Annotated in this window: 23 protein-coding genes; 11 read left to right on the top strand and 12 right to left on the bottom strand. The window is 64.3% G+C overall.

The genetic code is table 11. From position 1 onward, the window contains the following. Positions 1 to 2: 2 nt before the first annotated feature. On the bottom strand, positions 3 to 1,001 hold the full coding sequence (locus tag AC4GYS_RS06325; RefSeq protein ID WP_491108243.1) for a glycosyltransferase family 2 protein: 999 nt from the start codon (positions 999 to 1,001) through the stop codon (positions 3 to 5). A gap of 156 nt (positions 1,002 to 1,157) precedes the next feature. On the opposite strand from AC4GYS_RS06325, the gene AC4GYS_RS06320 reads away from it, so the two are divergent. Further along, entirely contained in the window at positions 1,158 to 2,720 is a 1,563-nt protein-coding gene (locus tag AC4GYS_RS06320) for a cryptochrome/photolyase family protein (protein WP_491108242.1), read from the top strand. Here the strand turns inward: AC4GYS_RS06320 and AC4GYS_RS06315 are convergent. The 7 genes from AC4GYS_RS06315 to AC4GYS_RS06285 form a co-directional block, all read right to left on the bottom strand. Then, positions 2,717 to 3,022: a PspC domain-containing protein gene (locus AC4GYS_RS06315; protein ID WP_491108241.1), complete on the bottom strand. Its 306-nt coding sequence runs from the start codon at positions 3,020 to 3,022 to the stop codon at positions 2,717 to 2,719. The genes AC4GYS_RS06320 and AC4GYS_RS06315 overlap by 4 nt on opposite strands. A gap of 188 nt (positions 3,023 to 3,210) precedes the next feature. Further along, positions 3,211 to 4,413: a threonine synthase gene (locus AC4GYS_RS06310; protein WP_491108240.1), complete on the bottom strand. Its 1,203-nt coding sequence runs from the start codon at positions 4,411 to 4,413 to the stop codon at positions 3,211 to 3,213. A gap of 24 nt (positions 4,414 to 4,437) precedes the next feature. Beyond that, a complete protein-coding gene (locus AC4GYS_RS06305) occupies positions 4,438 to 6,546 on the bottom strand; it encodes a TonB-dependent receptor (protein WP_491108239.1) in 2,109 nt (702 codons plus the stop codon). A 186-nt stretch (positions 6,547 to 6,732) separates the two neighbouring features. Beyond that, positions 6,733 to 6,972 carry a hypothetical protein gene (locus tag AC4GYS_RS06300; protein ID WP_491108238.1) on the bottom strand — a complete coding sequence of 80 codons (240 nt, stop codon included), beginning with the start codon at positions 6,970 to 6,972 and terminating at the stop codon, positions 6,733 to 6,735. After that, complete coding sequence (locus AC4GYS_RS06295) at positions 6,959 to 7,375, bottom strand: PspC domain-containing protein (RefSeq protein ID WP_491108237.1); 417 nt, start codon at positions 7,373 to 7,375, stop codon at positions 6,959 to 6,961. The genes AC4GYS_RS06300 and AC4GYS_RS06295 overlap by 14 nt, the downstream gene beginning before the upstream one ends. 13 nt (positions 7,376 to 7,388) lie before the next feature. After that, on the bottom strand, positions 7,389 to 7,565 hold the full coding sequence (locus AC4GYS_RS06290; protein WP_491108236.1) for a hypothetical protein: 177 nt from the start codon (positions 7,563 to 7,565) through the stop codon (positions 7,389 to 7,391). Next, positions 7,558 to 7,683, bottom strand: coding sequence for a hypothetical protein (locus AC4GYS_RS06285; protein ID WP_491108235.1), 126 nt, complete (start codon positions 7,681 to 7,683; stop codon positions 7,558 to 7,560). The genes AC4GYS_RS06290 and AC4GYS_RS06285 overlap by 8 nt, the downstream gene beginning before the upstream one ends. A gap of 238 nt (positions 7,684 to 7,921) precedes the next feature. Between AC4GYS_RS06285 and AC4GYS_RS06280 the strand changes: the two genes are divergently transcribed. Then, the gene (locus tag AC4GYS_RS06280; protein WP_491108234.1) at positions 7,922 to 8,170 is read left to right on the top strand and encodes a hypothetical protein; all 249 of its coding nucleotides are present in this window, start codon (positions 7,922 to 7,924) and stop codon (positions 8,168 to 8,170) included. Between the two features lie 42 nt (positions 8,171 to 8,212). On the opposite strand, the gene AC4GYS_RS06275 is transcribed toward AC4GYS_RS06280, so the two are convergent. Beyond that, positions 8,213 to 8,491, bottom strand: coding sequence for a DUF3297 family protein (locus tag AC4GYS_RS06275; RefSeq protein ID WP_491108233.1), 279 nt, complete (start codon positions 8,489 to 8,491; stop codon positions 8,213 to 8,215). Between the two features lie 80 nt (positions 8,492 to 8,571). Here AC4GYS_RS06275 and AC4GYS_RS06270 point away from each other — a divergent pair, with 80 nt between their 5' ends. Genes AC4GYS_RS06270 through AC4GYS_RS06260 form a run of 3 tightly spaced genes read left to right on the top strand, consistent with a single transcriptional unit; the run spans position 8,572 to position 12,160 of the window. Beyond that, the gene (locus tag AC4GYS_RS06270) at positions 8,572 to 9,861 is read left to right on the top strand and encodes a 3-methyl-2-oxobutanoate dehydrogenase (2-methylpropanoyl-transferring) subunit alpha (protein WP_491108232.1); all 1,290 of its coding nucleotides are present in this window, start codon (positions 8,572 to 8,574) and stop codon (positions 9,859 to 9,861) included. Beyond that, positions 9,858 to 10,871, top strand: coding sequence for an alpha-ketoacid dehydrogenase subunit beta (locus tag AC4GYS_RS06265; protein WP_491108231.1), 1,014 nt, complete (start codon positions 9,858 to 9,860; stop codon positions 10,869 to 10,871). Before AC4GYS_RS06270 ends, AC4GYS_RS06265 begins: the two co-directional genes overlap by 4 nt. After that, positions 10,871 to 12,160 (top strand): dihydrolipoamide acetyltransferase family protein, encoded by a 1,290-nt coding sequence (locus tag AC4GYS_RS06260; RefSeq protein ID WP_491108230.1) that lies wholly within the window; start codon positions 10,871 to 10,873, stop codon positions 12,158 to 12,160. The genes AC4GYS_RS06265 and AC4GYS_RS06260 overlap by 1 nt, the downstream gene beginning before the upstream one ends. Here the strand turns inward: AC4GYS_RS06260 and AC4GYS_RS06255 are convergent. Beyond that, a complete protein-coding gene (locus AC4GYS_RS06255; RefSeq protein WP_491108229.1) occupies positions 12,157 to 12,570 on the bottom strand; it encodes a DoxX family protein in 414 nt (137 codons plus the stop codon). The genes AC4GYS_RS06260 and AC4GYS_RS06255 overlap by 4 nt on opposite strands. Before the next feature lie 335 nt (positions 12,571 to 12,905). Here AC4GYS_RS06255 and AC4GYS_RS06250 point away from each other — a divergent pair, with 335 nt between their 5' ends. The 6 genes from AC4GYS_RS06250 to AC4GYS_RS06225 are packed head-to-tail and all read left to right on the top strand — an operon-like array spanning position 12,906 to position 20,029. Continuing rightward, on the top strand, positions 12,906 to 15,230 hold the full coding sequence (locus AC4GYS_RS06250) for a thiamine pyrophosphate-binding protein (protein ID WP_491108228.1): 2,325 nt from the start codon (positions 12,906 to 12,908) through the stop codon (positions 15,228 to 15,230). Positions 15,231 to 15,238: 8 nt separating this feature from the next. Beyond that, complete coding sequence (locus AC4GYS_RS06245; protein WP_491108227.1) at positions 15,239 to 15,691, top strand: MaoC family dehydratase; 453 nt, start codon at positions 15,239 to 15,241, stop codon at positions 15,689 to 15,691. Continuing rightward, positions 15,688 to 16,524 (top strand): HpcH/HpaI aldolase/citrate lyase family protein, encoded by an 837-nt coding sequence (locus AC4GYS_RS06240; protein WP_491108226.1) that lies wholly within the window; start codon positions 15,688 to 15,690, stop codon positions 16,522 to 16,524. Before AC4GYS_RS06245 ends, AC4GYS_RS06240 begins: the two co-directional genes overlap by 4 nt. Before the next feature lie 3 nt (positions 16,525 to 16,527). Continuing rightward, complete coding sequence (locus tag AC4GYS_RS06235) at positions 16,528 to 17,589, top strand: NAD(P)-dependent alcohol dehydrogenase (RefSeq protein ID WP_491108225.1); 1,062 nt, start codon at positions 16,528 to 16,530, stop codon at positions 17,587 to 17,589. Next, positions 17,586 to 19,517 carry an acetate--CoA ligase gene (acs, locus tag AC4GYS_RS06230; RefSeq protein ID WP_491108224.1) on the top strand — a complete coding sequence of 644 codons (1,932 nt, stop codon included), beginning with the start codon at positions 17,586 to 17,588 and terminating at the stop codon, positions 19,515 to 19,517. Before AC4GYS_RS06235 ends, acs begins: the two co-directional genes overlap by 4 nt. A 20-nt stretch (positions 19,518 to 19,537) precedes the next feature. Further along, positions 19,538 to 20,029, top strand: a complete 492-nt coding sequence (locus AC4GYS_RS06225) for a DUF3833 family protein (RefSeq protein WP_491108223.1) — start codon at positions 19,538 to 19,540, stop codon at positions 20,027 to 20,029. Here AC4GYS_RS06225 and AC4GYS_RS06220 read toward each other — a convergent pair. Continuing rightward, positions 20,026 to 20,772 carry a TonB family protein gene (locus tag AC4GYS_RS06220; RefSeq protein ID WP_491108222.1) on the bottom strand — a complete coding sequence of 249 codons (747 nt, stop codon included), beginning with the start codon at positions 20,770 to 20,772 and terminating at the stop codon, positions 20,026 to 20,028. The genes AC4GYS_RS06225 and AC4GYS_RS06220 overlap by 4 nt on opposite strands. A gap of 37 nt (positions 20,773 to 20,809) precedes the next feature. Beyond that, positions 20,810 to 21,595, bottom strand: coding sequence for a ZIP family metal transporter (locus AC4GYS_RS06215; RefSeq protein WP_491108221.1), 786 nt, complete (start codon positions 21,593 to 21,595; stop codon positions 20,810 to 20,812). Positions 21,596 to 21,607: the final 12 nt, after the last annotated feature.

The following is a 21,607-nucleotide window of genomic DNA, read 5'->3' as shown; positions in this document are numbered from 1 at the left end:
GGTCACCGTGCGCTGCTGCGCTTCGCCTTGCCATTTGCCGGGAAAGCATCTTTTGCCGGCCGCTCCCCTCCCTCCATTCGCCGGACACGCTCAAGCGTCGTTTCCAGCAACTGACGATTGCGGCCGATCAGGTCGGCGATGATACCGAACATGATTGCAAACACGCCCAGGATCAGCAGCACTCCGCCCAGGATCAACGATTGGATATGTCCATCGCCTTCCCCGACGGCGTAGAAGTATAGAAACCGCACAATCGGCAGAAATCCGGTCACCACTGCCAGCAACCCGACCAGTACGAACAGTTTCAACGGATTGTACATCGCCCATGACCGGGCCATCGCCAGGCCGGTATTCATCATGAAATGCGGGATACTTCTAAACAGCCTGGATGGACGAACGGCCGCATTAGTACGCACAGGAACCGACTCGATCGCCATCCGCTTGCGCCCGGCCTGGATCAGCATCTCCACCGTGTACGAGAAACTCGACGTGATGAAGATGCGCTGCGCCGCGGACCGGCTGATGGCGCGGAAACCGCTGACCGCGTCGCTGACGTGCGTTCGCGACAGGCGCTGAACCGTTGTTGACCCCAGCACCTGGAGCATCTGTTTCCCACGGCCGAAGTGGGCATTGCTGCGGACCTGGCGATCGCCGACGACGATGTCCGCGCGCCCTTCCAGGATAGGAGCGATCAGTGCGGGAATGTCTCTCGCGTCATACTGATTATCGGCGTCAGTATTGACGATAATATCGGCCCCGGCGGCGAGTGCGCCGTCGATCCCGCTTTGGAAAGCCGACGCAAGGCCCCGGTTGGTGCGATGGCGGACGACATGATGCACGCCCCAGCGGCGGGCCACCTCGGCCGTGCCGTCATGGCTGCCATCGTCGACAACCAGATATTCGATCGTGTCGATGCCGGGGATTTCGCGAGGCAGTTGAAGCAAGGTTTCCGCAAGCGAGGCGGCTTCGTTGTAGCAGGGGATCTGAATAACAAGCTTCACGTCGCGTCGTCCCGAAGGCGCCGAACCGGCGTCTTTGTGCCTCAGGAACTAGGGCCACGTGGTTAATAAAGCGCTATCCATCAGGGAATGGCAAGTGCGCCGCCGTCTTGCGCCGCGCGGTGCAACCCGTGTGGGGCATCGGTAGTTCTGATAAATATGCGGACACTGGTTCTGGTGCTTGGCGATCAGCTGTCGGCAAACCTTTCCTCGCTGCGCGTCGCCGAGCGCGCCGATACGACCGTTCTGATGGTCGAGGTGGCCGAGGAAACCACCTACGTCCGCCATCATCGCCGCAAGCTGGCCTACATTCTGTCGGCCATGCGCCATCACGCGGAAGCGCTCCGTTCGGCGGGATGGGAGGTCGACTATGTGCGGCTCGATATGGAGCACCGCCCGACCAGCTTTACGGGGGAAGTTGCAGCGGCCATTCAGCGCCACACCCCGGACCGGCTTATTGTTACCGAGGCCGGTGAGTGGCGGGTGCAGCAGATGCTGGATAGCTGGCAGACATTGTTCGGACTGCCGGTCGAGATCCTGCCCGACGACCGCTTCATCGCCAGCCATTCCGTGTTCCAGGACTGGGCAGAGCGCCGGTCGGACCTGGTCATGGAATATTTCTACCGCGAACAGCGTCAGCGCACCGGCCTGCTCTTGACCGACAAGGGCAAGCCGGAGGGCGGCCGCTGGAACTACGACAAGGAAAATCGCAAGCCGGCGGAAAGCGATCTGTTCATGCCGGAGCCCCCTTGCTTCCCCGCCGACAGGATCACGGCCGAAATTATCGCCATGGTCGAGCAACGCTTTCCGAAGCTGGGCGGTAGCCTGACGGACTGGGACCTAGCCGTGACCCGAGATGACGCGCTGAACGCGCAAGCCGCATTTCTCGATCAGGCGCTATGCAACTTCGGCGATTATCAGGATGCAATGGTCTCCGGCGCGCACCGGATGTGGCATTCGCATCTGTCGCCCTATCTCAATTCGGGTCTGCTGGATCCGTTGGAGCTTTGCCGTGAGGTGGAGGCGCGCTACCGGGCCGGGGCTGTGCCGCTTAACTGCGCCGAAGGCTTCATTCGTCAGATCATCGGATGGCGCGAATATATGCGCGGCATCTACTGGCTCGCCGGTCCGGACTACATCGAGCGCAATTTCTTCGGCGTGGAGCGCCGCCTGCCGAGCTTTTACTGGACCGGTCGGACGGACATGCATTGCATGCGCGACGCGCTGCAGCAGACCTGGCGCTACGCCTATGCCCATCACATCCAGCGGCTGATGGTCACCGGCAACTTCGCCCTGCTGATCGGCGCCGATCCGCACGCCGTGCACCTGTGGTACATGGAGGTCTACCTCGACGCTTACGAATGGGTGACGCTGCCCAACACGCTGGGGATGAGCCAATTCGGGGACGGCGGCATGGTTGGCACCAAGCCTTATGTCTCGACCGGCCAGTATATCAACCGGATGTCAGATTATTGCGGAGCCTGTCGCTACGACGTGAAACAACGCCTTGGGCCCGACGCCTGCCCTTTCAACAGCTTGTACTGGCACTTCCTGGACCGCAATCGCGAAAGGCTTGGCGGCAATCGGCGCATGCGCAACGCTTACGCCAGTTGGGACCGGTTCGAAGCGGATATGCAGGACGCGATTCGCGCCCAGGCCAAGGCCTTCATCGGCGGGCTGGACGAGGCCCCCTATGGCCCCGAACCAGAACGGCAGGCTTAGGCGGCCTCCGCCAGCTCGCGTACGTCCTGCTCGGGCGCGGCATTTGCCGACGCCAGGGTCGGCTGAGCAGGGCTCATCACTCCGGCGGCAACGGTCCTCACTGGAAAGATCAGGCGTGACACGAGGACCAGCAGGCCCAGACCGAAATAGGTCGCGAATGCACCGATCGGCGAGAACAGGATGGCGCTGGCCAGCGGAATGCGCAGCCACAGCGGATTAAACCCGAAATCGTCGCCCAATGCCTGGCATACGCCGAACAGCGTGTCGGCGCGGAGGAGCGGGTTGGTGGGCGTGGCTTCCATGATCTTCAAAACTCCTGCGACGTTGGGGCGGGCAAGCCGCCTTCACGCCAAGTCGATGCATAGCCCGTGCCAGCTTTCAGAAAGCTTGCGTTTTCAGCGATTTGGCTTTTGTCGCCGCTCCGACCGGCTCGACATCCTCGGGAAATACAACGCCTAGTTGGTAAGGCCCACCAACTGCTGCAAGGGCGTTACAAGCTGGAGCCTGTCGTTTCCGCCAGCCGGATCCGGGTCGCGGTGTCGGGCAGCGGGTATTTGTTGCCGGCGGCGCAATTGAACAGCATGACCCGCTCATTGCGCCCGATCAGCCCGCGTTCTAGCGCCAGCCGCCAGCCGGCCAGGACCGCACCGCCCTCCGGGCACAGCAATACGCCATCATCATGCGCCGCGTCGCGGACGCCCGCCGCAATTGCGTCTTCCCCGACCGCCAGCGCCGCGCCGCCGCTCTCCCGCACGGCGCGCAAAATGAGGAAGTCGCCGACCGCCTTGGGTACGCGAATGCCCGTCGCCATCGTCGCCGCGCCTTCCCAGCGTTCGGCGAATTCGTCGCCCTGTTCCCAGGCGCGCACCATCGGCGCGCAGCCTTCGGCCTGAATAGCGTACATCCGCGGCCGTTCAGGGCCGATCAGACCGATCGCCTCCAGTTCGGCGAAGGCCTTCCACATGCCGATCAGCCCGGTCCCGCCGCCCGTCGGATAAAAGATCGCGTCCGGCAGCTTCCAGCCAAGCTGCTCGGCGAGTTCCAGGCCCATCACTTTCTTGCCCTCGGCCCGATACGGCTCCTTCAGGGTCGACAGGTCGAACCAGCGCCCCGCCGCCGCACCCTCGGCCACCAGCCGGCCACATTCATCGATCTGCCCGTCGGCGACGAATACCCGAGCTCCATAGGCCGCAGTCTCCGTGACGTTGATCAGCGGCGTTTCGGATGGACAGATGGCGGTCGCCTGCATGCCGGCCGCCGCCGCATAGGCAGCGAGCGCCGCGCCGGCGTTGCCGTTGGTGGGCAGGGCAACCGATTTGATGCCGAAGTGCCGGGCCATGCTGATCGCCATCGCCAGCCCGCGCGCCTTGAACGATCCGGTGGGCAGCCGCCCCTCGTCCTTGACCAGCAATGGCGCGACGCCGGCCCGCTCCGACAAGCGCGTCAGTGGCAGCAGCGGCGTTTCCACCTCACCCAGACTGACCGGCTCCGCCCCTTCCGGCAGCGGCAGCAACTCGCGCCACTTCCACATGCCGGCGGGGCGCTCCGCCAGCATTTGACGGGTCAGCACGCCGCGGATCGCGTCCGTGTCGTACCGCACCAGCAGCGGCCGATCGGCCTTGCTCAGATTGTGGGGAACGCCGGCGGGATAATGCTCGCCGGTCAACGAGCACTCGAGGTGGGTCACGTACATGACCCAACCCCTAGGCGACTGACGTCAGAAGCTGAAGCGTGCCGACAACCGGATATCGCGGCCCGCCAACGGTACGAAGTCCTTGGTGAAGCTGGCATGTCGCCGCGCGTCGACGTCGAAGATGTTGTTGGCGCTCAACACCACGGTCGTCTCGTTCCGCTTGCCCCACGGGTGCCAGGCCAAGGAGGCATTCACCAGCGTGTGACCGTCGGTCGTGGTCTCGAAGTCCGCGACTCTATCCTGATCGGCGACCCATTCGACCTCGCCGCGCAAGTCGAAGTTACCGCTCTGCGCCTCGAGACCTCCAAGCACCCTGAGCGGCGGGATACGCGGCACCGGGCCCTCGCCCTTGATGGTGGCACGCACATAATCGACCACGCCGTCGGCGACGAAGCTGACACCGCCCGTCTCGAACAGGCGAGCCGACGCCTCGACTTCGATGCCCTTGTAGGTCGCGTCGCGCTGGAAATAGCGGAATACCGGCAGCTCATCCTCTTCCTCGCCGGTCGCCGTTTCGTAGATGAAGTCGTCAAAACGGTTGATGAATCCGGTCACGTTGAAGCTGTACCCCGGCCGGTCGTGGCGGAAGTAGAGCTCGGCGCCGAGGCTCTTCTCGTTCTTCAGGTTCGGGTCGCCGATTTCGAACGCCTGAGTCGCGATGTGTGGCCCATTGGAGAACAATTCCTCCGCGGAAGGCGCGCGGGTCGTGCGCGAGAGGTTCAGGCCAATTTTCGTCTGCGGTGCGACCGAGTAGCTTGCACCGGCGGCAAGCGAGAAGGCGTTGAACTTCCGTTCGATATCCAGATCACGCGAACGCACGTCGGTTCGCTCGAACCGGGCGCCGGCTTCAAGGCCGACCTTGCCCAGCGAGAGCTCCTGCAAGGTGAAGAGGCCGAGCTGGTCCGTCTTGTTGGGCGGTACGAAGGCCTCGGCACCGATGGCATCGAAGTTCCGGTGAAAAAATTGCACGCCTGATGCTCCGCGCCATCCGTTGCGCTCGGCCTGGGCCAGTTCCAGCCGGCCCTCGACGCCCTTGGACTTGAAGACCGTGCCGACCTCATCGCCCTCGAACTCGGTGTGCTTGTAGTCGGACAGGCCCGCGCGAAGGCGAATGCTGTCGATGAATGCTCCGCCAAGCTCATACTCGCCGCGCAGATCCCACCGGTTCTGCTTCAGGCCGATCGTGACGAATTCCTCGCCATGCTCCTCCTCGGCGAGCAGCTCGACCCCTTCTTCCTCTTCATGGGCATGCTCGGCACCCGGACGAGTCGGCACGCCATAGTCGCTCTCAAAGCGGGTGTAGGCGACGCCGATGTTCAAAGGACCGCGGATGTAAGCCAGGCCTGCGCCATAGCTCTTCTGCTCGGTCGCGGAATTCGGGATCTCGCCCCTCCGGTCAGCGAGTTCCAGTGCCTCGACGGCCTCCTCGGCATGCTCCTCCGCCAACTCCTCCTCGGCGATTTCGCGCTGTTCGGCGCGCAGCCGCGGGCTGAGCACATAGCCGCCTGCCCTCAGGTCATCCGTTTTGATGAAGCTGCCATGGACATTTAGCACCAGGCCGGTCCCGCCAAACGCCACGTCCGCCGCCGCGCCGATCGAGCGCTCATTCGCCGCGGATGCGAGGCCGCCGGTCACGTCGACGTGATAACCGCCTTCGGGTGCGGCCCGCGGAATGCGGCGGTCGATCACGTTGACCGCACCGCCGATCGCCTGACTGCCGAACAGCAGCACGGCCGGACCACGCAGCACTTCCACGCGCTCGGCGGTCAGCGGATCGATCGTCACCGCGTGATCGGCCGATGTGTTGGAGACATCGATCGAACCGATTCCATCAGTCAGGACGCGGATGCGCTCACCCTGGAACCCGCGCAGCACCGGGCGGGACGCTCCCGGCGTGAAGCTGGTCGCGGAAACCCCCGGAAGGCGGGTCAGCGTATCGCCAATCTGCGCGCGCACGTCGCGCTGCAATTCCTCACCCTGCAACACGGATTTGCCAGCAAGCAGGTCCAGCCCGACATAAGGGGCCGTGACAACGATGTCGTCCTCCTCATGGGTATTATGCTCATGACCGGCAGCAGTGTGCGGAACCTCGTCCGCCGGCGACGACTGCTGGGCGAGGACAGGAGCGGACATGGCGAAACCGGTCGAAGCGAGAAAAAGAAAGGGAAGTCGCACTTATAGCCTCCAGAAAGCTGCAGCGCGCCCCTATCGGATACGTTGTTACATCACAACCGAGCCGTAGGCTGTGCGCGACGAACGAACATGAAAAAAGGGACGGACTGCATCCGCCCCTTTTGCCGGTGGGTGGTCTGGTTCAAGTCAATAGTCGATTCCGCTGGCGATCTGCTCCAGCTTGCGGACGCGTTCCTTCAGGTCGGCGATCTCTATCCGACCGCCCGTCATCCGGGAAAGCTGATCATGCTCCAGGGCAGGGCTGGCCAGCTCCATCTTGCGGACTTCCAGCCACGCTTGCCAGCCTTTGAGCGCAACCGCTGCGGCGATCACCAGCGCCGTCAGCCCGAGGGCGCCGATCGCGAGGATGCTTTCAAGCGGCATCATTTTTCTTCTCCTCCTTGCGCAGCGCTTCGATCTCGCGCGCGAGTTCGTGATTTTGGCTGTTGAGGTGATGGTCGATGGCCATCATCCGGCGATCGGTCGGGTCCAGCTTTTCGCGCAGATCGCGGATCGAGTGACGGTCGCGAGCCGAGTCTTCCATGCGGTCGAAGTCGGATCGTTCGCGGCGGCCCAGCGCCCTGTTGCGGGCGGCGGCGCCGATCACCCCCAGGATGATGTACGCCACGACCGCCTGCCAGAAGGACACAAAGGTCAGGACGGGCACTGCGACGAAGGCGATCCGGACGAAGGTCGGGTCGATGTTCACCGCGCGGCCGATGCCGGCGCACACTCCCAGCAGCTTCTTTTCGCGAGTGTCGAGCATGAAGGGGGGCAGCTTGCGGTTCATGGGTACAGGTTCCTTAGCGCCGCACGGCGGAAAACAGCGCGCCGAGCGAAGTGGCGAGAATGATATCGAGTGTGTCCAGCAACTGGGCAACTGGAGCAGCAGGCGCGAGGACGGCAGTTTGCGCCTCGATCCGCCCGATCTGCTCCAGTCGTCCGCGGCGGACTACCGGGCCGTTGGTCGCGTCAAGCATTGGCGGCGATCCGGACCGGAAGATTGACGGCCTGTGCCGGAGCGACGGCCGAACCGACGGTAATGGTGCTCACCAGAATGGCGGCAATGGCGGCAAGGAATGCGGACTTGACGTTCATTTCTTTTACTCCCTGTCGGCCCAGCCAATCAGCGGCGAGGCCATGCCCCTTCTATTCAAGGGGCGTGCCAAATCCGGATTTCTGTCGTTTTCATGAATGAACCCGTATTCATGGATGGCGGTTTGGGACTTCGCACCAACCACAGTTGGGAATTCCCACCAATCGGTGTGCGGGGAACTTCGTTGCAGTTCCGGCGCTGTGCCGGCAACGAACCATCAAGTAAGCAGGAGACAAGGTCATGTTCGGCAAGATCGCCGGTGCATTCGTCGGCAGCAAATTGGCTGGCCGCAACGACGGCCTCAAAGGCGCTATCCTCGGGGCGGCGGGCGCTCGCGTCGCAAGCCGCGGACTGGGCCGGTTCGGCACCGTCCTGGCGCTCGGTTACGGCGCAAAGAAGCTTTACGACTGGAATCGCTCGCGCAAGGCGCCGCGCTATCCGTCAAGCGCGACCCCGGGGAGCCGCGGGAATCGCACGCAAGGGGTGTAATGGATTGAGCAGCGCCGCTTCCACCGGGAAGCGGCGCTTCGCTCAGGCCTTTTCGGCCTCGCCATCGCCCGCTTCGTCCGCTGGCGGGTTTTCGTAATAGGGTTCGACGATTCCCTTGAGCTTGACCGTCATCGGGTTGCCGAACCGATCCCGGCTGCGGCCGGCGGCGACCTTTATCCAACCCTCGGACACCGAATATTCCTCGACGTTGGTCTTCTCGGTTCCGTTGAAGCGGATGCCGACCCCTCGCTGCAGCAGGTCGGCATTAAAATGCGGGCTGCGCGGGTCGAGTGAAAGGCGATCGGGAGGAGTGTCGGACATGGGACTGCGCCCTAGCGCCCGGCCCAAGCGACGGTCAACCGTTGCCGCCCCTGCCCCCTTGGACTAAGCGGCTTGCCGACATGAGCGAAGCTGACCCTCAGGCCCGCCGCAACGCACCGGCGCTGGCCCTGCACGTGCCCGAGCCGCCCTTCCGGCCCGGCGACACGCCCGATTTCTCCTCGATCGAGGTGCCGCCCGCCGGCGCCGCGCCGCGGCCCGATACGGGCGTCGAGGCCCGCGAAACCTTTGCCCTCACCAATCATATCGTCCGGGTGCTGGACGAAACCGGTCGTGCGGTTGGCGCCTGGGACCCGAAGCTCGATCCTGACACACTGCGGAAGATGCTGCGCGACATGGTCACCGTTCGGGTGTTCGACGATCGCATGTACCGCGCCCAGCGGCAGGGCAAGACCAGCTTTTACATGAAGTGCACCGGGGAAGAGGCGATCGCGGTCGCCACCGCTGCCGCGATGGATCGCGACGATATGCACTTCCCGACCTATCGCCAGCAGGGTCTGTTGGTATCGCGCGGCTACCCGCTAGTGAAGATGATGTGCCAGATCTACTCCAACTCCGGCGATCACATGAAGGGGCGGCAGTTACCCATCATGTATTCGGACAAGGCGCATGGCTTTTTCTCGATCTCCGGCAACCTGGGCACTCAATATCCCCAGGCGGTCGGCTGGGCGATGGCGAGTGCGATCAAGGGCGACAGCCGGATCGCGATGGGCTGGATCGGCGACGGAGCTACCGCGGAGGGCGACTTCCACTCGGCGATGACCTTTGCCACGGTCTACAATGCGCCGGTCGTCCTGGCCGTAGTCAACAACCAGTGGGCGATCAGCAGCTTCAGCGGCATCGCGGGCGCGGAGCGTGCTACCTTCGCCAATCGGGCGATCGGCTATGGAATGGCCGGGCTGCGGGTCGACGGTAACGACGCGCTGGCCGTCTATGCCGCCGTCCAGTGGGCAAGCGAGCGGGCCCGTTCGAACAATGGGCCAACCTTGATCGAATTCTTCACCTACCGCGCCGAGGGCCACTCAACGTCGGACGATCCGACCGGCTACCGCCCCGCAGGCGAGGCCCAGGCCTGGCCGCTCGGTGACCCGATCGAACGGTTGAAGCAGCACCTCATCCTTATTGGCGAGTGGGACGAAGAGCGTCAGGCGGAGCTTCAGAAGCAGGCTGACGCCGAGGTGCGCGCCGCCCAGAAGGAAGCCGAAAAGCTCGGCATCCTGTCGCAACAGGGATTCGAAGACATCGGGTCAGTATTCGAGGACGTCTATGCCGACGTTCCCTGGCATCTGCGCGAGCAGCGCGAGGCCGCGCTGGCCGAAGCCCGCACCTATCTGGGACGCGACGTCCGATGACTACGCGCAACATGATCGAGGCAATCAATGACGCCCACCGCGTCGCAATGGCGGCCGACCCCGACATCGTCGTCTTTGGCGAAGATGTCGGCTATTTCGGCGGCGTCTTTCGCGCCACCGCCGGGCTGCAGCAGGAATTCGGCAAGACCCGCTGCTTTGATGCGCCGATCAGCGAAGGCGGGATCGTCGGCGCCGCGGTCGGGATGGCGGCCTATGGCCTGAAACCCGTGATCGAGATTCAGTTCGCCGATTATATCTACCCCGGCTACGACCAGATCGTCTCCGAGGTCGCGCGCATGCGCTACCGCACGGCGGGCGAGTGGACCATGCCGATGGTCATCCGCACGCCCTACGGCGGGGGCATCTTCGGCGGGCAAACCCACTCGCAATCGCCCGAAGCCCTTTTCACGCACATCGCCGGCATGAAGGTGGTGATCCCCTCGACGCCATACGATGCCAAGGGATTGCTGATCGCGGCGATCGAGGATCCGGATCCCGTTCTCTTCATGGAGCCGAAGCGGATCTACAACGGTCCATTCGATGGCCACCACGATCGCCCGGTGAAGCCTTGGGCGAAGCATCCGGCGAGCGAAGTGCCGGACGGTCACTATACAGTGCCGCTCGGCAAGGCTGCCGTCGTCCGCCCAGGAGGCGACCTTACCGTGCTCGCTTACGGCACGATGGTGCATGTCGCGCTGGCGGCAGTCGAAGAAAACGGCATCGATGCGGAAGTGATCGACCTTCGCACCCTGCTTCCGCTCGACATGGACACGATCGAGCAATCGGTGAAGAAGACCGGCCGCTGCCTTGTCGTGCAGGAGGCGACGCGCACGTCCGGCTTTGCTTCCGAACTTGCGACCCTGGTGCAGGAACGGTGCTTCTATCACCTCGAAGCGCCGGTGGGACGGGTCACTGGCTGGGACACCCCCTACCCCCACGCCTACGAATGGATCTACTTCCCCGGCCCGATCCGGATGAAGACTGCCCTAGAAAAGGTCATGGCTGACTGATGGCTACTTACCAGTTCAAGCTCCCCGACATCGGCGAAGGCATTGCCGAGGCCGAGATCGTCGCCTGGCACGTCAGTGTCGGCGACCGGGTGGAGGAAGACCAGCAGCTTGCTGACATGATGACGGACAAGGCGACGGTGGAGATGGAATCCCCGGTTGCCGGCACGATCAAGGCGCTGGCCGGCGAGGTCGGTGATCAGGTGGCGATTGGATCCGTCCTGGTCGAGATCGAAACCGAGGGCACCGAAAGTGCTCCGGCCGAAGCAGAGAAAGTGCCGCTGGCCGATGGGGCTGCGGTCCCGACGCACGCGCAGGAAGAAGCCAATCCGACCTTGGATGTGACGGAAGAAACCACTTCCGCGAAGCCTGAGGTCCAACCCGAAGCTGCGAAGCTAGAGCCGCAGCCGTCCGAGCCGCCGCGAACCTCGAGCGAAGAGCACCAAGTCCTTGCCTCGCCTGCCGTGCGGCAGCGTGCCCGCGACCTCGGCATTGACCTTGCTCAAGTGAAGACCGCATCGGATCGCATCCGCCACTCAGATCTCGACGCCTATCTTCTCTACAACGGCGGTCAGGTCTCAAGCCGCGGTTCTGCACCGCGCTCCGACGAGCAGATCAAGGTTGTCGGCCTTCGGCGCAAGATCGCGGAGAATATGCAGGAGGCGAAGCGCCGCATCCCGCACTTCGCGTTGGTCGAGGAATTCGACGTCACTGCGCTGGAGGACGCCCGCGCGATGATGAACCGCGACCGCGGCTCCAATCCGAAGCTGACCCTGCTTCCGTTTCTGATCACGGCGCTCACTCGTGCGCTGGGCGATTGGCCAATGATCAACGCGACCTACGATGATGAGGCGAACGTCATCACCCGCCATGGCGCGGTCCACATGGGCATGGCAGCGCAGACGCCTTCGGGCCTGATGGTGCCGGTCATCCGCAATGCGGAGCGACTTTCCGTGTGGGATCTCGCGTCCGAGATTGCCCGCCTGTCGGATGCCGCCAAGACCGGCAAGGCGACCCGGGAAGAACTGTCGAACCCGACCTTCACCATCTCCTCGCTCGGGCCGATGGGCGGCATTACCTCGACCCCGGTGATCAGTCCGCCTCAGGTCGCGACCATTGCGGTCAACAAGGTCGAGGAAAAGCTCGTCCCGCTGAACGGCGAGATCGAGGTCCGCAAGCGGATGAACTTGTCATTGAGCTGCGACCACCGCGTCGTCGACGGTTGGGACGCAGCGAGCTTCCTTCAGGCGTTGAAACCCCTGATCGAAAACCCGCTGCGCCTGTTGGCCTAGACCGCGGGCCGACGGTCGCGTTCAAGAGAGCCGTCCACGCTGAGCCGGCCGGGACCTGAGAAGAAGAAGAACAGGAAGACGAAGCAGTAGAGGATTGCTGCGTCACCCATGTTGTTGACTGGCCAGAAGTTCTGCGGCGCGTGAGCGATGAAATAGGCGGCGGCCATCGTTCCGGACGCAAGGAAAGCTGCCGGCCGGGTGAACAGGCCGAGCGCGATCAACGCACCGGTGACCAGCTCGATCAGGCCCGCGATGGCGCCGGGTCCATCCAGCGCCAAACCGCTGCCGGCCCGCTCGCCAGCCGGAAAGGACAGGAACTTCTGGGTGCCGTGGGCCAGGAACAAAAGCCCGCTCATAATCCTGAGCACACCCAGCATCAGCGGCGTCATTTCCGTCAAACGATTGGTCATCGATTTCCCCTGGTAAGAGCTTCGCCACCGCGAACGTGCCCATCAGGCCGCGAGCATTTCCATTTCGCCCAGCGCGTTCGCGACGGCCTTCTCCCGCACCTCGGGTCCGACTGCAATGCCATCGCCCGCGACGAACCCGGGCGTGATGCCACGCAAGATGACCTATGCGCTGACCGAACCGAACTCGGCAGCTCATTGCGTGAGCCGGTGAAAGCGCTCGGAGACAGGGCAATCGCGCATATCAACTATATCCGAGCGGCGCAGGACCGGTTCGATCAGCGCATCGACGCTGCGACCTAGTTCCCGAGCGCGCCTTCAACGGCTAGGGCGATGCCATGCTGAAGCCCGCTGCCGCCCCCGATATCGAAGCCCTGAAGCTGCTCGACGAGCGGCTGCGCTGGCTGTCGTCATGGACCATACATCACGCCAACCACGTCCGGGAGAGCGCGGACGGGCTGAAGGTCGGCGGCCATCAGGCCAGCTGCGCGTCCATGACGGCGATCATGGCCGCACTTTATTTTCACACACTCGGCCCCAACGATAAGGTGGCGGTGAAGCCGCACGCCGGGCCGGTGCTGCACGCCATCCACTACCTGCTCGGTACTCAATCGCGCGAGCAGCTGGAGAACTTCCGCGGCTTTGGCGGAATGCAGAGCTACCCGAGCCGGACCAAGGACCGAATTCCGGTCGACTTCTCCACCGGCTCAGTCGGCCTTGGTGTGGCGATCACCAGCTTCGCCTCGCTGATCCAGGACTATCTTACCGCCAAGGGCTGGCTGCCCGAGAAGGATCGCGGGCGGTTCGTGGCGCTGGTCGGGGATGCGGAGCTCGACGAGGGGAATATCTACGAGGCGCTGATCGAAGGCGCCAAGCACGACGTCCGCAACCTGTGGTGGGTACTCGACTATAATCGCCAAAGCCTGGACGCGACCAGCTCCGACAGGATGTTCCAGCGGTTCGACGAGATTTTCCGGGCGTGCGGCTGGCGCGTCGTGGATCTGCGGTACGGCAAGGCCCTGGATGCGGCGTTGACCCATCACGACGGGGCGCCCGTTCGGGCTTGGCTGGAGCGTCTGCCGAACGCCGATCATAGCGCGCTGCTGTATCAGGGTGGGGCTGCGTGGCGCACCCGGATCGCCGGCGATCTTGGCAAATCGGCCGACAACTTCCTGAACGCCCACGACGACGCGGCCCTGGCCAGATTGATGACCGACCTTGGCGGCCATTGCATGGAGACGCTGGTCGAAGCCTTTGACGAATGCGCCGCCGATGACGTGCCGACGCTGTTCATCGCCTGGACGGTGAAGGGCTGCGGACTGCCGTTTGCCGGGCACAAGGACAATCACGCCGGGTTGATGAATCCGACCCAGATGGCCGCCCTGCGCGATCAGATGGGCATCGCGGAAGGGGCCGAGTGGGAGCCGCTGGCCGGTATCGGCGACAACGCCCGGGCCGGAGTGCAGGCGTTGATCGAATCGGCTCGGATCGCGCGCGAAAAGAAGCCGCGCAGTTTCGGGCAGGTTGCCGTCCCGTCCCTCCCCGCCCCCTCCGGCGAGGAGCAGAGCACTCAGGCGGCCTTCGGGCGCATCCTTCTCGACCTTGCCAAGTCGGGTCATCCGCTGGCGGATCGCATTCTCACGACCTCGCCCGACGTAACCGTGTCGACCAACCTCGGCGCCTTCGTGAATCAGCGCGGGCTGTTCCGGCGACAGGACGTGGCCGACGTGTTCGCCAAGGCGAGGATACCGTCGGCGCAAAAATGGGGCATGTCCGCGACCGGCCAGCACATTGAGCTGGGCATTGCGGAGAACAATCTATTCCTGATGCTCGCTGCCGCGGGTCTCGCCGGCGATCTCTGGGGCGAGCGGCTGGTGCCGATCGGCACCCTTTATGATCCGTTCATCGCCCGCGGCCTCGATGCGCTGAATTATGCCTGTTACCAAGACGCGCGCTTCCTGCTGGTGGCCACTCCCAGCGGCATCACGCTGGGGCCGGAGGGCGGCGCACACCAGTCGATCAACCCGCCGCTCATTGCTTTGGGCCAGCCGGGACTGCGACACTACGAACCGGCCTTCGCGGACGAACTGGCCGCCATGATGGAAGAAGCCTTCCGGCTGATTGATGATCCGGCCGGTGAAAGCACCTACCTACGGCTGTCCACCCGCAACCTTCGCCAGGTTGAGCGCGCGGATGAAAGTTGGAAGGCGGATGCGCTGGCCGGTGGCTATTGGCTGCGTGAGCCCGGCCCAGGTTCGGAGGCCGCGATTGTCGCCATGGGTGCGGTCATGCCGGAAGCTCTGTCCGCATGGGAGGAGCTTAGCGCCGACCTGCCGGGCATTGGGCTACTGAGCGTGACCTCACCCGACCTGCTTCATCGCGGCTGGACCGACGCGCAGGCGAAACGGTGGAGCGGACAGCGCGTGCCGAGCCATGCCGAACGGTTGCTTTCCCGCCTGGCCCCTAAAGCCGGGCTCGTCACCTTGTGTGACGCAGCACCCGCGTCCCTGTCATGGCTGGGCGGCGTGCTGGGCCAGCGCGTCGCGCCGCTCGGGATCGAACGGTTCGGCCAGACCGGCAGCCTGCCCGACCTCTACGCCGCCTACCGGCTGGATGGAGATGCGATCACCGAAGCCGTTGCCGAGCTACTCCTGCCCGCTTAGGACGGGGTATGCCCGGACGCTTCTTCAACGAATGGCAGGTCGGCGATACCGTCGCTCACCCGATCACTCGAACGGTGACGGAAACGGACAATCTCCTGCTGTCCACTCTCACCCACAATCCTCAACCGCTGCACCTCGACGCGGAGGTCGCCGGCCAGACCGAGTTTGGCCGGATTCTCGTCAACAGCTGCTTTACGTTCAGCCTGGTAGTTGGCGTATCGGTCGGAGAGACCACGCTTGGCACACTGATCGCCAACCTTGGCTTCGACGAGGTACGCTTTCCCAAGCCCGTCTTCATCGGCGACACGCTGCGGATCGAAAGCGAGGTGGTTGACACCCGCGCCAGCAAATCGCGACCGGGCGCGGGCATCGTTACGTGGGAACACCGGGCCATCAATCAGCGCGGCGACGCGGTCTGCACCATGAAACGCTCCGCTCTTCTGCAGGGCCAGCCGACATGAGGGAGCCGCGGAGCTGGCTGTTCGTCCCTGCGGACAGCGAAAAGAAGATCATCAAAGCACTCGAAAGCGAAGCCGACGCGGTTATCTTCGACCTCGAAGACAGCGTTGCAACGTCAGAAAAGGCGCGCGCCCGCGAGATTCTCAAGGGCCTCGACAAGAGCGCCAACGGTCCAGCGCGCTGGGTTCGGATCAATCCGTTGGGGTCCGACCACATCAAGGACGACATCAGCGTCTTCGCTTCGCCCGCTTTCGCCGGCGTCGTCCTGCCCAAGGCGGAAAGCGGAGCGGACGTCGCCGAGTTGGCCCATCGGACCGGCAACCTGCCGATCCACGCCATCGTCACGGAGACCGCGGCCAGCCTGTTCGGCCTGTTGTCCTACCGGGGTGCGCCCTCGCTCGCCGCCATGAGCTGGGGCGCCGAAGACCTCTCCGCCGCCCTTGGCGCCGCCTCCAAATATGACGGCGATGGAGGCCTCAGTTTCACTTATCGGATGGCCCGCTCGCTTTGCCTGGCAGGAGCGGTCGCCGCCGGGGTGCAGCCGATCGACGGCGTGTTCGCTGACTTCCGGGACGAGGTCGGCCTCACCGCCGAGGCGCGCGCCGCGGCCGGCGAAGGCTTTACCGGCAAGCTTGCCATCCATCCGGCGCAAGTTGCCCCGATTAACGCAGCTTTCACGCCTTCGCCGGACGAAGTCGCCCACGCTCAGGCCATTATCGACGCCTTCGCTGCCGATCCGACTGCCGGAGTGCTCAGCGTGAACAGCAAAATGGTGGATCGTCCGCATCTGATGCAGGCGCGGCGCGTTATCTCCCGCACGCAATCAGGAGATTAAGACTTGCCGACACCAGCCACCGGTTGGGGCACCGACGCGCCCGATCAGCCGCTCCGCCCCATGCACTTCGAGCGCCGCGACCTGCGGCCGGACGACGTTGCCATTCGCATTACCCATGCCGGGATCTGCCACAGCGACCTTCATACCTGCCGCAACGACTGGCGCGGCAGCCGCTATCCGGTGATTCCGGGTCATGAAATCGTGGGCGAAGTTACCGCCATCGGTGACGAGGTGACCCGCCACCGAGTGGGCGACATCGTCGCGGTCGGCTGCATGGTCGACAGCTGCATGGAATGCGACCAGTGCCTGGAAGGCTGGGAAGTCTTCTGCCGCAAGGGCTGCGTCCAGACCTATAACAGCAAGGACTATCACGACGGAACGGTCACCAAGGGCGGCTACACCGACCACATTGTCGTTCGCGATCACTTCGTGCTCAAGGTGCCCGAGGGGATGGATGTCAGCCGGGTCGCGCCGTTGCTGTGCGCAGGGATCACCACCTATTCGCCGCTCCGCCAATATGAAGTCGGCGCCGGCGACAAGGTCGCGGTGGTGGGCCTTGGCGGGCTCGGCCACATGGGCGTGAAGCTCGCCGCGGCGATGGGGGCCCACGTCACCATGATCACCACCACCCCCTCCAAGGGCGAAGACGCCCGCGAACTCGGCGCCCACGACGTCATCATCTCGACCGACAAGGAGCAGATGAAAGCTGCGGCGACCCGCTTCGATTTCATTCTCAATACCATTCCGGTCAGCCACGAGATTGACCAGTATCTCGAACTGCTCGGGCGCTCCGGCCGAATGGTGATCGTCGGCGCTTTGAACGAGATGCCGGGATTCACCGGCGGCAAGCTCGTCTGGTGGAACCGCGCGGTCGGTGGTTCGGCGATCGGCGGCATTCCAGAAACGCAGGAGATGCTCGATTTCTGCGCGGCCAAGGACATCTATCCGGAGATCGAGACCATCCGCATGGACGAGGTCAACGAGGCCTATGAGCGGCTGCTGAAGAACGATGTCCGCTATCGCTTCGTAATCGACATGAGCACATTGGAGGCCCTTCCCGCATGAGCGACCATTCCGTCTTCCCGGTTCCGGCTGACTTTCAGGCCCGGATCGGGCGGGCGGAACTCGCTGCCTTGCACGAGGCGCATGCTCGCGACCCTGACGCATTCTGGCTGGAGCAGGCACGGCGGCTGGATTGGGCGCGGTTCCCGCACACGGCGGGCGACTGGTCGTTCGATGCCGGTGATTTCCACATCCGGTGGTATGAGGACGGGCAGCTCAACCTTTCGGTGAACTGCCTCGACCGTCACCTCGTCGAGCGTGGTGACCGCAGGGCCCTGATCTTCGAGCCGGATGAGCCCGGCACCGGCCGCGCCGTCACGTATCGCGAGCTGCACGAAGAAACCTGCCGCTTCGCCAATCTCCTGAAGCAGCGCGGAGTCGGGCGCGGCGACCGGGTGATGATCTACATGCCGATGATCCCGGAGGCGGCGGCGGCGATGCTTGCCTGCGCCCGGATCGGAGCGGTCCATTCGGTGGTGTTCGGCGGCTTTTCGCCCGAAAGCCTCGCCGGGCGCGTCGAGGATTGCGGCGCCCGCGCGATCATCACCGCGGATGAGGGCGTTCGTGGGGGGAAGAAGATCCCACTCAAGGCCAATGTCGATGCGGCGTGCGCTGCAAGCCCAGGCATCGAGACGGTAATCGTGGTGACCCGCACCGGCGCGGACGTCGCAATGACGGACGGGCGCGACGTTTCCTATGCCGCCGTGCGCGACAGCCTGCCGACCGTTTGCGAACCGGAGGTGATGAACGCCGAGGACCCGCTGTTCATCCTTTATACTAGCGGATCGACGGGAAAGCCGAAGGGCGTGGTCCATACGACCGGCGGCTATGCGGTTTGGGCGGCAACCACCTTCGACTGGATATTCGGCCCGAACGAGGACGACATCTTCTGGTGCACCGCCGACATCGGCTGGATCACCGGGCATAGCTATGTAGTCTACGGTCCACTGATGAACGGCGCGACCAGCGTCATGTTCGACGGAGTCCCCAACTATCCCGATTTCGGTCGTTTGTGGGACACGGTCGATCGGCTGGGCGTCACCATCTTCTACACCGCCCCCACCGCGATCCGAGCGCTGGAACGCGAAGGCGACGAGCCGGTCAAGCGCCATAGCCGCAGGTCGCTGCGCCTGCTCGGAACGGTCGGCGAGCCGATCAATCCGGAGGCCTGGAACTGGTATCATCGCGTGGTCGGCGACGGGCGCCTGCCGATCGTGGATACCTGGTGGCAGACCGAGACCGGTGGAATCCTCATGTCGCCGTTCCCCGGCGCGACTGACCTCAAACCCGGTTCGGCCACTCACCCACTTCCGGGCATTGAGCCATTGCTGGTCGATGCGGAGCACCGCGTGCTGGAGGGTCCGGCAAGCGGCAATCTTTGTCTCGCGTCTTCATGGCCGGGCCAGATGCGAACCCTGTGGGGTGATCACGACCGCTTTTTCCAGACCTATTTCACCGCCTATCCCGGTCTCTATTTCACCGGGGACGGCTGCCGCCGGGATGAGGACGGCTATTATTGGATCACCGGCCGGGTGGACGACGTGATCAACGTCTCCGGTCACCGCATCGGCACCGCCGAAGTGGAGAGTGCGATCGTCGCGCACCCGCTCGCCGCCGAAGCGGCGGTTGTCGCGGTCCCGCACGACATCAAGGGTCAGGCGATCTACGCCTTCGTGACGCTGACCGCCCGCAGTGAGGGCTCCGACGCGCTCAGAACCGAGATCAACGCGGAGGTTCGCAAGCACATCGGCGCTCTTGCCGTGCCCGAACGCGTCCAGTTCACGCCAGCCCTGCCCAAAACCCGCTCCGGCAAGATCATGCGCCGGATCCTGCGCAAGATTGCGGAGGGCGATCTTGGCGCCTTGGGGGACACCTCGACCTTGGCCGATCCCGGCGTGGTCGACGCGCTGGTCGCGGGCCGGAACAGCTAGGCCAGGCGTTGGCGCCTCTCATGCGCTCCGTTCTCATTCTCACCCTGCCTCTCACCGGTTGCGCCAGCGCGCAACTCCCCGCGGCGGAGCAGGCAATATTCGATCCGCTGACCTTTTTCGCGGGACGGAGCCACGGAAGTGGCTCGCTGAAGGTCTTGTTTTCGCCTGCTGTGCCAGTCGGGGTGGAAAGCGCAGGTCTCGGCCAACCTGATGGCTTGCTTTTGCGCCAGACGATCCGTGAAGGGGACAAGCCACCGCGGACCCGGGAATGGCAGATGCGCCGCGTCTCGCCAGGACGCTATGTCGGCACGCTTACCGAAGCAGAAGGGCCCGTGATCCTCAGCGCTCGCGGGCCCAGGGCCTTCATCCGTTACCGTATGCGTAACGGGATGACCGTGCGGCAGCAGCTTGCCCTGCAGGCCGATGAGCGCACGCTGCTCAACCGGCTCGAAGTCAGAAAATGGGGTGTGCCGGTCGCCCGGCTGTCCGAGACGATCCGCAAGCTCGACTAGAAATTCACCGGCGCCTGGACATAGCCGTACCAGCTGACGGTCGGCCGGCCGCTCGCGTCGGTGGCGGGCCGAAAGCGCAAACGCTCTTCGACCAGGCGGCAGGTCCATTGATCGACAATCGGATTGCCGCTCGATCGATCCACGCGGCAGTCGGTGGCGCGTCCGTCGAGCTGAACGCGGACCGCCACGAAGATCCGCCCGCGCCGCGGCCACGCGCGTAGCACCTCGCGTGGATAGTCGCGGCCGGTCAGGGTCGTCTCGGGCAACACCGACGGTCGCGTACCCTCGCCGCCACGGCCGCCGCCGCCAGTGCCTGACCCGGCGCCGCCGCTGCCCGTGCCGGTATCCACTCCGCCGGCGCCGGTTCCGGGACCGGGAACCGGCGCTGCGCCTTGGGTCGGCTGGGTTCCCTGAGCCGGAGTTTCGCTTGCCACTACCGGGGTCGGTCTCGGAAGCTCGACCCGCGGAGGCGGCACGACCACGGGGGTTGCGCGGCTTTCGATGTTCGGGGGACTTGCCTCCCCTTCCTCGCGTTCCTGGCGTTCTTCCGGAATTTGCTCGACCTCCGGCCGCGGGGGAACCGGCTCGATCACGTCGAAAGCGTCGATCGGCGGCTCGGTCTCGCGATCCGCGACCCGCACCTGCCCCGCATAAAGCAGCGCCAGCACGATGCCGGCGTGCACCAGCGCAACTGCGATGATGGCGCCAGTCCGGTCGCGGGAAGTGAGGACAGATCGTTGCATTGCCGACATCAACGCAATTGCGCGGCTGCCGCTCCCTCTAGCCGAAGATCCAGTCGAGGCTCATCATCGTGGCCAATCCCGCCATCAATGCCGCGGTGGCGACGCCCTCGTTATGCTCGCGGTGGGTTTCGGGAATAATTTCGCTGGAAACAACCCAAATCATTGCGCCGCCGGCGAAACCGAGACCCCAGGGCAGCAATTCGGAGGAGATGCTGATCGCGGAGATGCCAAGCAAGCCGCCGACCGGTTCGATCAGTCCCGTGAGCAGGGCGATGAAGAACGCGAACAAACGGCTATAACCAACCGCCGCCAGACTTAATGCTACCGCCAGCCCCTCCGGCATGTTCTGCAAGCCGATGCCAAGCGCAGTGGCATAGCCGGCCGATTGGTCCGGACTGCCAAAGCTGACCCCGACGGCCAGCCCTTCGGGGAAATTGTGCAGCGAGATGGCGATCACGAACAGCCAGATGCGCGCCAGCTTGCTGCGCTCGGCGCCCGACTGCGGACCGGAGATGAAATGCTCGTGCGGGGCGAGCCGATTGACGAGGTGCAGGGTCCCGGCCCCAAGCAGCACCGCCCCGGAGACGATGAACGCGGCGACAGTCCTGCTGCCACCATGCAGGTCGCCTGCAGCTTCGAGGCCCGGGATGATCAATGAGAAAAAAGATGCCGCGAGCATGATCCCGGCGGCAAACCCCAGGAAAGCGTTCTGCACTTTCTGGGACATGGACCGGACAAAGAAGACCGGGAGCGCGCCAAGCGTCGTGGCCTGCCCGGCAAGAAAGCTTGCCAGTGCGCCCGTCGCGATCAGCCCCCAATCCATCGTCTTCGCTCA

It is taken from the genome of Sphingomonas sp. SP1, assembly GCF_058313395.1.
This window is presented reverse-complemented; position numbering and strand designations above follow the sequence as displayed.